Origin of the sequence: Cupriavidus nantongensis (assembly GCF_001598055.1) — a bacterium.
Lineage (GTDB): Bacteria > Pseudomonadota > Gammaproteobacteria > Burkholderiales > Burkholderiaceae > Cupriavidus > Cupriavidus nantongensis.
This window is the reverse complement of the sequence record NZ_CP014844.1, coordinates 2,230,731-2,242,725: the sequence shown is the minus strand read 5'-3', so window position 1 is coordinate 2,242,725 and position 11,995 is coordinate 2,230,731. Positions and strand designations below refer to the sequence as shown.

Here is an 11,995-nt window from a genome sequence, read left to right as displayed (position 1 = left end):
GGGAAAGGAGCCAGATCTCCAAATGGACAAGAGCCGGGATCTCAGGCCGCCCACACCGTCTGGCGCCAATGCCACCACAGACGCCGAACTGGTTGCCAGCGCCCGCGCCGGCACCGCGTCCGCCTTCGAGGCCATCATGCGGCGCAACAACCGCCTGTTATTCCGCACGGCGCGCGGCGTGGTCCCGGATGATGCCGAAGCCCAGGATGTCGTGCAGGAAACTTACCTGCGCGCGTTTACCAGCCTGGATTCGTTTCGCGGCGAGGCCGCGCTGAGCACCTGGCTGGCGCGCATTGCCATCAACGCCGCGCTGACAGCGCAGCGCAAAAAGCGCCGGCTGGTCCAGATGGAAGCCCGGGGTGAAGAAGAAGATTTTCCTGGCGACTCTTTACAGGAGAACATGATGTCCTTCCGCGCCGCTGACGACGAATCCCCTGAAGCCATGGCCGAACGCGGTCAGGTGCGAGAACTGCTGCAGCTTGCGGTCGAAAAATTGCCGCCGATCTACCGCTGCGTGTTCATCCTGCGGGCCGTCGAAGACATGAGTGTGGAGGAAACGGCTTATTGCCTTGGCGTTAGCGACGACGTGGTCAAGACGCGCTTCCTGCGGGCCCGCATGATGCTGCGCGAATCCCTGGCCAAAGAGGTAAGGCCCTATCTGCAGAGCACGTTCAGTTTTGCCGGCGCGCGTTGCGATGCGGTGGTCAATCACGTGTTTGCCGCCCTTGGCGAGCGCGGGCTGGTCCGATCGCTATGACCACGAGTTCTCCAGACCGTGAAAGGCCAGCCCATGCCGTTGTTGGCGAGCCGGGGCTTCTTAAGCAATGAGACATTGCCCCGCCCCTGCCATGCCCTCGGAGTGACGCCGGCCCATCCTGGTCTTTGGCTTTGCGAATCCGGCCTAGTATGGAAGTGGTATGGCTTGACGATCTGGAGACTGCCGTGAAAAAGCTGGCCTTGGTTGCCGCCCTTTCGCTAAGCGTTGCGGCCCTGGCGCAGGGTGGTCGTTACGGCTCGCCTCCAACGCCAGGGACCGACACTGGCAGGCGCGCGGAACCTTCGGCGCAGGCTGCCAGCGGTGCCGCCGGCGAAGGTGCGAAAAAGACGGACAGCAAGGTTGACCGCAGTCCGGGGCGTGCTGGCAGCGGCCAAGGCGCATCGGCTGCAGCAACGCACAGGCACCCTGCTTCGGCACCCGAGAGTCGGCCTTGATGTGCTGAGGGTGGTCACCGCCGGAACCACAGCAATGACAGACTACAAGCAGCGATCAGCAGCACAACCGAGGTCCCGGCCAGCAAAGAACTGATTTCAGTCTCCTTGCGTTCCAACGCGAAACGGGCGCTAAGCTGCCGATATACCCGCGTCAGATCCGCGGCCGAGCCGGCCAGGAAGTACTCGCCAGCAGTCAGCGTCGCGACCGTGCGCAAAGTCGGCTCATCCAGTTGTGTGAAGGAGGACTGGCTCGACACCTCCTGGCCGTGCGGGGTACCGTAGCCTACGGTATAGACGCGAACCCCACGCTGGGCAGCCATGCGCGCGGCGTCTAGCGGATCTGGCCCAGTGGTCCGGCGACCATCGCTGAGCAGGATTACCACGCCGTGCCGATAAGCCCCGGGCATCGTCTGCGGCTGTTCCAGTTCGCGCTTGCGAACGGCGTCCGCCGCAGCAGCTTCAGACCGCGTTCTTCCACCAGGTCCCGGCGCTAAGGTCTCGCCGCGGAAAAGGATGGCTTCCAGGTCGATGCCATTATCGTCGGGAAACAATACCGCCAGGGCCTGGATCAGTCCGCTGCCTGTCGCCGTGCCGTGTTGGAGCAGGAAGCGATCGATCGCATCGAGCATGTCCTGACGGTTGTCGGTTGGAGGCAGCACTACGGTGGCCGTGGCGGCAAACGAGACAATGCCCAGGCGCACGCTTGCAGGCAGTCCTATGACCAGATCTCGTGCGGCCTGCTGCGCGGCGATGATCCGACTGGGCGCCACGTCGGTTGAATTCATGCTGAGGGAGGTATCGACAGCCAGCACCACTGTGATGATGTCTGATGGCAGGGTGATGGTCGCGGCAGGACGGGCGCACGCCAGCAGGGCCGCGCCCAACGCCAGGAGAAAAAGCACCGGCGGGATGTGGCGCCGAAGGCGTAGGCTGTGCCCCAACGCGGCGCGCGGCAGAGCAAGACTGGCATACAACAGGGCAGCTTTCTTGCGTCGTGCTATCAGGTAGACGTAAGCACCTGCCAGCAAAGGGAGAAAGCACAACAGCCAGAGCAATTGCGGCCAGAGAAACTGCATGCCGTACTCCATGGCGCGTTGATAAAGCGATGATACTGCAGGCTTATGCGCCAGGTGCAATGAGCATGTTTGCCGATCGGCAACGAAATGTGCAGCTGCCGAGCAGGCTATCCCTCAACGCCACGCCTGCGTAAACTCGCCGATCACTCTCTCCAGGTGGTTACGCATTGCCGCCCGCGCCGCTGTCGCGTCGCGCGCCATCACCGCCGCGAAGATCTGCTGATGGTCTTCCTGCGATGCCTCCCGCAGCCGCGTGGTATGGAAGTGTTCCTCGATCTTGCGCCATAGCGGATCGCTGCGCCCGCTGTCCCACAGTGCGGTGACCATATGCAGCAGCACCCTGTTGCCGGTCGCTTCGGCCAGGCACAGGTGGAACTGCCGGTCCGCCGCCTCGTTGGCCTGCTTGTCGCCCATGTGTTCGCGCATCAGGCTCAGCGCCGCGAACATGCGGTCAAGGTCGCCGTCCTTGCGCTCGCTGGCCGCCAGGCCGGCGATCTCGGATTCGATCAGCGCCCGGGCACGCAGCGACTCTATCGGCCCCGGCCGCCAGGGCATCTCGAACGGCTCGCGACCGGGCGCGGGCGCTTCTGCGCAGACGTAGATCCCGGAGCCGCCGTGCACTTCGACCAGCCCCTGCACCTCCAGCGCGATGATGGCCTCGCGCACCAGGGTGCGGCTGACGCTGAACCGCTCGGCCAGCGTGCGTTCGGACGGCAAGCGCATGCCGGCGCAGAACTCTCCGGATGCAATCAATGCCTGCACCTGGCTGGCCAGGCTCAGGTACGAACGGTCGCTGGCCGCTGTCGGGTTCTCGGGTGTCGGACGGGTTACTGGATCGCTGGGGGGATGTGGCATCTCGGGTAAGGCGGCGGGTATCCAAGGTGGTCACCGGTTGACCACTTGCCAGGGGAAAGGCATGGCCGGGCAGCGCCTGATGCACACCATGGTAAACCATGACGACAAAATTGGGCAACCTCTTCATAATTGGTGAACCAGATTAGACAACCGGTACACCAGTGCCCATGGCCTGCCGGCCTTGACCCGCGCACTGGTTCAGACCGGATTGCCTTTCCGCTCTCCGCTGCCGCATCAGACTCGCCTGAAGGAAGCTCGCCCATGAAGATGTCGTTCCGCTGGTTTGGCCCGACCGACCCCATCCCTCTCGAATACATCCGCCAGATCCCGGGCATGACCCACATCGTTTCGGCCATCTATGACGAACCGGTCGGAGAGGTATGGCCGCTGGACAAGATCCTGGCGCTAAAGTCCTCCATCGAGGCAGCGGGGCTGCAGTTCAAGGTGGTGGAGTCGGTTCCGGTCCATGAGGACATCAAGCTCGGCAAGCCGACGCGCGCGCGGCTGATCGCGAACTACCAGCAGAACATCAGGAACCTGGCCGCCGCGGGCATCGAGGTCATCTGCTACAACTTCATGCCGGTGTTCGACTGGACCCGTACCGAACTGGCAAAAAAGCTCGATGACGGCTCGACCTGCCTTGCCTTCAGCACCCGCGAGGTCGAACAGGTCGATGTCAGCCAGGGGATCGCCCTGCCCGGCTGGGATTCCAGCTACGCGCCGGCAGAACTGCAGTCGCTGCTGGCCGAATATCGTGGCATCGACGAAGGCAGGCTCTGGGAACACCTGGAGCATTTCCTGCGCGCGATCATTCCGGTGGCCCAGGAATGCGGCATCAAGATGGCCATTCATCCGGACGATCCGCCGCGCCCCATCTTCGGACTGCCGCGCATCGTCAAGAACCGCGACGACCTGGCACGCATCCTGGGTATCGTCGACACGCCGGCAAACGGGCTGACGCTGTGCTCGGGCTCGCTTGGCGCCGGCCCGCAGAACAACGTCGAGGCGCTGGTGCGCGAATTCGGCGGCATGGGGCGCATCCACTTCGCCCATATCCGCAACGTCAAGATCACGCCGGAAGGCGATTTCGAGGAAACCGCCCACCTGTCGAGTTGCGGATCGCTGGATATTGCCGCGATCGTCAAGGCGTACCACGACGTCGGCTTCCAGGGCTATTACCGCCCCGACCACGGCCGCATGATCTGGGGCGAGACCGGCAAGCCGGGATACGGCCTCTATGACCGGGCACTCGGCGCGGTCTATATCAACGGCATGTGGGAAGCAATGGAAAAGTCGGCCTGAAACGCCATGGACTGCGGTCCATTTAAAACATAACCGGATGTTGACGGCGGTGTAAAAGCGACAGTAAATGGCGGCGTATGGTTGGGTCAGAAGGTCAACAGCAAGGGGCCGCATGCGGCCCCTTGCTGTTTGGGTTGGATGGTGCAGGCTAGAACGGATCGTCGAGGCTTTTCTCGGGGGGCGAGCGCTGCTCACGCAGCAGGTCATGCAGTGCGAGCTGGTAGTGCGCGCAGATTCGCTCGCGTAGATCGTCGATGAGTTCGACGACGGCGAGGGCCTGTTCTGGGGACCAGTTGTCTGGGATCAGGAAGTCCAGCCCGTTGGTGATTCCTGAAGGCAGGTGCAGATGCGTCATGATGGCTTTTTCTCCGCCCGGGCCACGCTGCGTTTCTTTGCTCGCTGATCGGCCCGCTCACGCGCTTCCTTGACGCGATACGACTCGCCCTCGATCGCGATGACTTCGGCACGATGCACCAGTCGGTCAACCAGCGAGACGACGCAGGCGGCGTTCGGGAACACCTCCGACCATTCGGCGAATGGTCTGTTTGTTGTAACCACCGTACTGGTGGCGCCATATCGGCGACTGATGAGCTCGAACAGCAGATCGGCATGTCGGTTCGAGTACGACAGGTAGCCGACCTCGTCGATGACCAGAACGTCCGGCGAGGCATAGCGGTGCAGGCGTCGACGCAAGGCCGAATCGCTGTCGAGGGCGGCCAGCTCGCCGAGCATCTGGCCGGCGGTGGTGAACAGCGCTGTGTGCCCTTGGACGAGCGCCTGATAGGCCAGATTCAGCGCCAGGGTCGATTTGCCGACGCCGTTCGGGCCGATCAGCACGACGTTGGCCGAGTCCTTGACGAACTCCAGCGACATCAATTCTTCGACGGCGGCCCGGTCGCAGCGCGTCGGCCAGGCCCAGTCGAAGTCGCACAAGGGCTTGAAGTTGCCCAGTCGGGCATCCCGGATGCGTCGCTCCAGCGAGCGGCGCGAGCGCTCCTCTTCTTCCCATTGCAGCAGCGGCGCCACCCAGCCGGCGTCGGCGACCTCCGGCCAGTGTGCCAGTAGCCCATGCAGGCGCAAGGCGTTCGCACGGCTTTGCAGGTTCTCAGGCGTGTTCATTGGCATCTCCCGTGAGCTGATCGTAGATGTCGAGGCGGTGGGGTATCACCAGCTTGTCCTTGTGCCGGACGTGTTCAGGTAGATGGATACCCACGGGCGGCGGTGCCTGGCGCGCCTCGCGCCGGCGCTCCAGCGCCAGGCGCACCGGATTCTGGTGAGGCGCCGCATCGCTGGCGAGGATTTCCTCGATCGCCGCTTGCAATTCAGCGGCGCCATAGCGGTCGAGCAGCCGCAGCAGGTGGGTGGTGATGTTGCCCAGATTGCCGCCCCGTTCCGCTGCGCGCTGCAGCAGCGCCTGGCTGGCCGGCGCCGCCCGAGCCAGATGGTCAAGTCCGCGATGGTGGCGGGCTTCGCGTTTGCGTTCGACCAAGGCATTGATGTGCGCGGCAATCTCTATCTGCGCGCCGCGATCGTAACTGCGCTCATGAGTGGCGAGCAGTTCCGTGCCATCGAGGATGCGTACCTGCCGGGGACTGGCCCGCACCGTGAGCGTGCGTCGCACATGCGTATGCGGGATCGTGTAGTCATTCAGATCGAAGCGCACATACGGTGTCTTGCCGACCTTGACAGCCAGTTGCAGTTCGCATGGATAGGGATTCTCCGGCAAGGCGAGCAGGCTGGGCTGCTCGCGGGAGAACGCCTCGCGTACGCTGATCGTCGGTTCTTCCCGGCAGGGACGATCGGCCGCAAGTCCCGCACACCAATGGGCGGCTTGGGCGTTGAGCTCATCGAGGTCGGTCACGGTGCGTCCGGCGAAGAAGCTCTCGCGTACATAGCGGATGGCGCGCTCGACGCGCCCCTTCTCGTTGCCACGGGCGACGGCAACCGGCCGGGGCTCGTAGCGGTGATGCGCCGCGAACGCGAGCAGTGTCGGATGGAAACGGATCGCATCGCCCTGGCGTTCCAGCACGGCACTCTTCAGGTTGTCGTAGAGCAGGACCCTGGGAAGGCCGGACCAGGCTTCGAAGGCACCGGCATGGCCGGCCAGGAAGCTGTCCATGCGTGCATCAAGGTAGAAGCGCAGATAGATCTGCCGCGACCATGACAGCACCATCACGAAGGCCATCAGCGGCCGGCGTGCGCGGCCGATCTGCAGATGGCCGAAGTGACCCCAATCGACTTGCCCTTGTTCGCCCGGCAAGGTACGCAGACGCAGATAGGCTTCCGGCTGTGGGCGCGGCCGGTGCAGCGCGATCATGTGCCGGAAGTGGTGCTGGCTCCCGCGGTAGCCGCGTTCGGTCACCATCGCATACAGGCGGCTGGCCGTGAGCGACGGGAACTTCTTCAACGTCTCATGGATGAATGGCAGGTAGGCGTCGATCTGCGACGGCCGCTGCACGCTGCCAATCCTGGGCAGGCCGGCCTGCGCCAGCACACGCTGGACGGTGTCGCGGTGCACATGCAACTGGCGCGCGATGGTGCCGGCGCGCCATTTCTCGACGTGGTAGTAACGCAGGATCTGGGCTTCAAGTTCTACTCCAATGGTCATGGGTCGTGTCCTGTGCGGTCAGTCGTACGAACATCACGGAAGACCCGACGACGCAGTGGTCCGAGGCGGACAAAGCCCGAATATGTGCAACGGCAGAAGTGGCAATGCTCAGGCACCGGTGTTGAGGCGCCAGCGGGCGCCGGTGCTCTGGCCGGCGTCGTCAAGGTCAGCGGCAGTAGAGCATCGGCGGCCTGCGCGGCGGAACCCTGATGCGTCACTTTCTTTTGGCGACAGCGGTAGCGGCGCATCCGCTCCGCGTGCGCCAAGCGGCCGCGGCGGCTGCGTTGATAGCGCTGAGCGGCCTCGCGCAGGCTGGCGCGACGCGCTGCTTGCGAGCAGCCGCCATTGCAGTAGATCTGACCGCGGTCGCAGCGGCGGCAAACAACGACCTGCGCCCGGCAATGGGCGCACACAAAGAGGCGGCCCGTGGCCGGCATCGGCGATCCCCCAGTCATGCCGAAACGGCCTCGACGGGATGGACGAGCCGTGCCATACTGGCTCGGCACGCGCGCCCTTGGCACGAGTGGGGCACGACATCGGGATGAACTTGGCGGTTTGGACCGGTGTCGTGCCTGTTTCTTTTCGGCGGTAAAGCCAACCTTTTTACCGCATCCCCACTGCGACGTCACCACCTTGCGGAATGCCCATCACCGGGCGCGTCTGCACTCGCCCTACGGGCTCGCTCCGACGCGCCCGGTGGCCACCTTCAATATCGAATCAGAAGACCTCGAGACAATCCTGCAATGCAGGAGTTGCTCCGCATCTTTAAGCCGCGCCGCCGTTTAGTGCCGGTTTTAGACAGCCATTCACACCGGAGACCTGTCATGACGAACACCAGGAAATCGCCCGCGAATTCGCGCCGTTCCGCATTGATACTGGGCGTCGCCGCGCTCGGCCTTGGCGCGCTGGCGACGACCGCCGCGTGGGCGCAGACCACCTGGCCAACCAAGCCGGTGACACTGCTGGTCGGCTTTCCGCCCGGTGGCCAGACCGACTTCGCGGGACGTGCGCTGCTTAACGGCCTGCAGAGTTCGCTCGGCCAGTCGTTTGTCATCGACAACAAGGCCGGCGTGAACGGCAATATCGCCTCCATCGAGGTCATGCGCGCGGCGCCCGACGGCAACAAGCTTCTGGTAGGCAACGGCTCGATGACGATCATGCCGCATGTCTACACCAAGCTTGGCATCGTCGATCCGCAGAAGCTGACGCCGATAGGCGTGATGCTGCAGTCGCCGCTGGTCCTGGTCGTGCCCGCCAGTTCGCCGATCAAGACTTACGCGCAGTTCGTCGACGAGGTCAGGGCGCGCGACAAGTCGGGCAAGACCATCGATTACGGCTCGGGCGGTACCGGCGCATTGCCGCATGTCACGATGGAACTGCTGCGCGAGCGCATGGGCGGCCCGAAGATGAACCATGTGCCCTACAAGGGCAGCAGCCCGGCTATGGTCGACCTGATGGCCGGACGCCTGGATGCGATGTTCGATGCCACGTCGGTGGTCGCGCCTTTCATCAAGTCGGGCCAGTTGCGGCCGCTGATGGTCACGGGACCCAGGCGCGTGGCCATGATCCCGGACGTGCCAACGGCCACCGAGAGCGGCATCAAGGACTTCACCATCATCTCGTTCATCGGCCTGTACGGACCGCCGGGCCTGAGCCCTGACATCGTCAAGAAGGCCAACGCCGGCTTGAATACGGCGCTGAAGGACCCGGCCGTGGTCAAGAGCATCGTCGACCGCGGCGACGAGCCCGGCGGCGGCACGCCCGAGCAGCTCGCAACGCTGACCCGCACCCACTACAAGATGTGGGGCGAGGTGGTGAAGGCCAACAACATCACGGCCGATTAAGGCTGCGCAGGCCGGTGAATGCCGGTCTGTCGCCAGCGCCGCGTCGCACCGCTACGTCCGTGCTCCACGCCAATCATGCACGGAAGACCGATGTTCGGACGGCTGAGTCATGGACAAAAAAAAGGACCCAGATCGCCCTGAGTCCTTGATTCTTGCTGGTGGAGCGGTGGTGGGTGCTGAGGGGTTCGAACCCCCGACCTACGCCTTGTAAGGGCGCCGCTCTACCAACTGAGCTAAGCACCCGCTCGACCATCGCAGGCTGTCTGCCTGCAACTTGCTGATCGCTCCGCACCTCGCGGCAGATGCCGTGGTTTGCGTTGCGAGGGCGCAAGTTTAATACAGGTGATTTCGGTTTGCCAAGGCCCGCGCGGACAAAAAAACGCCGCCGGGCATCGCTGCCCTGCGGCGTTTCGTTCATGCGGCGAAGGCGTCGTCAGTGGTGCAGGCGTTCGACCTTGGCCGTAGCCTTGTCCGCCACCTCGGCAGGCTTGGCGTCCTCTTCCGGCAGGGCCTCGGGCTTGCGCTCGAGCGCCAGTTCCAGCACCTTGTCGATCCAGCGCACCGGCACGATCTCGATGGCGTTCTTGACGTTGTCCGGAATCTCGGCCAGGTCCTTGACGTTTTCCTCGGGGATCAGCACCAGCTTGATGCCGCCGCGGTGGGCTGCCAGCAGCTTCTCCTTGAGGCCGCCGATCGGCAGCACCTCGCCGCGCAGCGTGATCTCGCCGGTCATGGCGACATCCGCGCGCACCGGGATGCCGGTCAGCACCGACACCAGCGCCGTGGTCATGGCACCGCCCGCCGACGGGCCGTCCTTGGGCGTGGCGCCTTCGGGCACGTGGATGTGAATGTCGCGCTTCTCGAACATCTCATCCGTGATGCCCAGGCGGCGTGCCCGCGAACGCACCACCGAACGCGCGGCCTCGACCGATTCCTTCATCACATCGCCCAGCGAACCGGTGCGGGTGATGTTGCCCTTGCCCGGCATGATCGCGGCTTCGATGGTCAGCAGGTCGCCGCCCACCTCGGTCCACGCCAGCCCGGTCACCTGGCCCACCTGGTTTTCCTTGCCGGCCAGTCCGAAGTCGTACTTGCGCACGCCCAGGAACTTGTCGAGGTTGTCCGAATCGACCTTGATCGTGCCCGACTCCTTCTTCAGCAGCAGCAGCTTGACCGCCTTGCGGGCAATCTTGGACACCTCGCGCTCGAGCGAACGCACACCGGCTTCGCGCGTGTAGTAGCGGATGATGTCGCGGATCGCCGCATCGGTGACCTCGATCTCGCCCGGCTTCAGGCCATTGTTCTTGATCTGCTTCGGCAGCAGGTAACGCGTGGCGATGTTGAGCTTCTCTTCCTCGGTGTAACCCGACAGGCGGATCACTTCCATGCGGTCGAGCAGCGGCGGCGGAATGTTCAGCGAGTTCGACGTCGCCACGAACATCACGTCGGACAGGTCGAAGTCGACCTCGATGTAGTGGTCCTGGAACGTGTGGTTCTGTTCCGGGTCCAGCACCTCGAGCAGCGCCGACGACGGATCGCCGCGGAAATCCTGGCCCATCTTGTCGATCTCGTCGAGCAGGAAGAGCGGATTGCGCACGCCGACCTTGGACAGGCTCTGCAGGATCTTGCCCGGCATCGAGCCGATGTAGGTCCGGCGGTGGCCGCGGATCTCGGCCTCGTCGCGCACGCCACCCAGTGCCATGCGCACGAACTTGCGGTTCGTCGCGCGCGCCACCGACTGGCCGAGCGAGGTCTTGCCCACGCCGGGAGGCCCGACCAGGCACAGGATGGGTGCCTTCACCTTGTCCACGCGCTGTTGCACCGCGAGGTACTCGAGAATGCGTTCCTTGACCTTCTCCAGGCCGTAGTGGTCTTCATCCAGCACGCGCTCGGCGTTGGCGAGGTCGTTGTTGACCTTGCTCTTCTTGCGCCACGGCAGGTTCACCAGCGTGTCGATGTAATTGCGCACGACGGTGGCCTCGGCCGACATCGGCGACATCAGCTTGAGCTTCTTGAATTCGGCGTCGGCCTTCTTCTTGGCTTCCTTCGGCATGCGCGCAGCCTTGATGCGCTTGTCGAGTTCTTCCAGGTCGGCGCCTTCTTCGCCCTCGCCCAGTTCCTTCTGGATGGCCTTGACCTGCTCGTTCAGGTAGTACTCGCGCTGGCTCTTCTCCATCTGGCGCTTGACGCGGCCACGGATGCGCTTTTCGACCTGCAGGATATCGATCTCGCCCTCGAGCTGCGACAGCAGGCTTTCCAGGCGCTCGGTCACATTGACCATCTCCAGGATCTTCTGCTTCTGCTCGAGCTTGATCGGCAGGTGCGCGGCGATGGTGTCCGCCAGGCGGCCGGCCTCGTCGATGCCTGACAGCGAGGTCAGGATCTCGGGCGGGATCTTCTTGTTGAGCTTCACGTACTGGTCGAACTGCGACACGATCGCGCGGCGCAGGGCCTCGGTCTCGGCGCTTTCGCCAGGTGCGGGCGGCACGGGCACGGCTTCGCACATGAAGTGCGAATCGTCCTCGCTCACCTCGCGGATATTTGCGCGCTGGGTGCCCTCGACCAGCACCTTCACGGTACCGTCGGGCAGCTTCAGCATTTGCAGGATATTGGCGATGCAGCCGACCTCGTACAGGTCGTCGGCGGTCGGCTCGTCCTTGGCCGCCGTCTTCTGGGCCACGAGCATGATGCTCTTGCCCGCCTCCATCGCAGTCTCAAGCGCCTTGATGGACTTTGGGCGTCCCACGAACAGCGGGATCACCATGTGCGGAAACACCACCACGTCGCGCAGCGGCAACAGTGGGAGGCGAATCGGCTCGGCCGGGAGGAGTTGTGTTCCGGACATCATTTTCCCCAAGTCAGTCATTTAAGGCGTAAATTGGGCCGCCCGAATCGATTACAAGATACGTGCCAATCGATTCATCAAGGCAGGCAGATGCCGCTACCTGCACTTGGTGGCCCCTCTGAAACAGCATACCCGCGTTTCCTCCCTCTCGTCGGTAGAAATAAACAAAAAAAGCCGCTCGCTTCTACGCGAACGGCCTTTTCCGCCCTGCTGCCGGTGTGGTGCCGACCTCTGACCACTCTGGCAGGCCTCG

9 protein-coding genes and 1 tRNA gene are annotated in these 11,995 nt (G+C 63.9%); 3 read left to right on the top strand and 7 right to left on the bottom strand.

Features of this window, described 5'->3' with window-relative positions:
- The first annotated feature begins 22 nt into the window (after nucleotides 1-22).
- Entirely contained in the window at nucleotides 23-757 is a 735-nt protein-coding gene (locus A2G96_RS10505; protein ID WP_062799041.1) for an RNA polymerase sigma factor, read from the top strand.
- Nucleotides 758-1,226: 469 nt separating this feature from the next.
- On the opposite strand, the gene A2G96_RS10500 is transcribed toward A2G96_RS10505, so the two are convergent.
- On the bottom strand, nucleotides 1,227-2,288 hold the full coding sequence (locus tag A2G96_RS10500; protein WP_062802124.1) for a VWA domain-containing protein: 1,062 nt from the start codon (nucleotides 2,286-2,288) through the stop codon (nucleotides 1,227-1,229).
- A gap of 114 nt (nucleotides 2,289-2,402) precedes the next feature.
- Nucleotides 2,403-3,143, bottom strand: coding sequence for a FadR/GntR family transcriptional regulator (locus A2G96_RS10495; protein WP_062799039.1), 741 nt, complete (start codon nucleotides 3,141-3,143; stop codon nucleotides 2,403-2,405).
- A gap of 261 nt (nucleotides 3,144-3,404) precedes the next feature.
- Here A2G96_RS10495 and uxuA point away from each other — a divergent pair, with 261 nt between their 5' ends.
- Complete coding sequence (gene uxuA / locus A2G96_RS10490; protein WP_062799037.1) at nucleotides 3,405-4,445, top strand: mannonate dehydratase; 1,041 nt, start codon at nucleotides 3,405-3,407, stop codon at nucleotides 4,443-4,445.
- A 148-nt stretch (nucleotides 4,446-4,593) separates the two neighbouring features.
- Here the strand turns inward: uxuA and A2G96_RS10485 are convergent, their stop codons facing one another.
- From A2G96_RS10485 to istA, 3 genes are read right to left on the bottom strand one after another with little or no spacing between them, the layout of a single operon-like run.
- Entirely contained in the window at nucleotides 4,594-4,800 is a 207-nt protein-coding gene (locus A2G96_RS10485) for a hypothetical protein (protein WP_062797544.1), read from the bottom strand.
- The gene (gene istB / locus A2G96_RS10480) at nucleotides 4,797-5,564 is read right to left on the bottom strand and encodes an IS21-like element helper ATPase IstB (protein ID WP_062797542.1); all 768 of its coding nucleotides are present in this window, start codon (nucleotides 5,562-5,564) and stop codon (nucleotides 4,797-4,799) included. Before istB ends, A2G96_RS10485 begins: the two co-directional genes overlap by 4 nt.
- Complete coding sequence (istA, locus tag A2G96_RS10475) at nucleotides 5,551-7,053, bottom strand: IS21 family transposase (RefSeq protein WP_062797539.1); 1,503 nt, start codon at nucleotides 7,051-7,053, stop codon at nucleotides 5,551-5,553. The genes istB and istA overlap by 14 nt, the downstream gene beginning before the upstream one ends.
- Nucleotides 7,054-7,877: 824 nt before the next feature.
- On the opposite strand from istA, the gene A2G96_RS10470 reads away from it, so the two are divergent.
- A complete protein-coding gene (locus A2G96_RS10470; RefSeq protein ID WP_062799034.1) occupies nucleotides 7,878-8,897 on the top strand; it encodes a Bug family tripartite tricarboxylate transporter substrate binding protein in 1,020 nt (339 codons plus the stop codon).
- A gap of 167 nt (nucleotides 8,898-9,064) precedes the next feature.
- Here A2G96_RS10470 and A2G96_RS10465 read toward each other — a convergent pair.
- Nucleotides 9,065-9,140 (bottom strand) — tRNA-Val (locus tag A2G96_RS10465).
- Between the two features lie 190 nt (nucleotides 9,141-9,330).
- On the bottom strand, nucleotides 9,331-11,742 hold the full coding sequence (lon, locus tag A2G96_RS10460) for an endopeptidase La (RefSeq protein WP_062799032.1): 2,412 nt from the start codon (nucleotides 11,740-11,742) through the stop codon (nucleotides 9,331-9,333).
- Nucleotides 11,743-11,995: the final 253 nt, after the last annotated feature.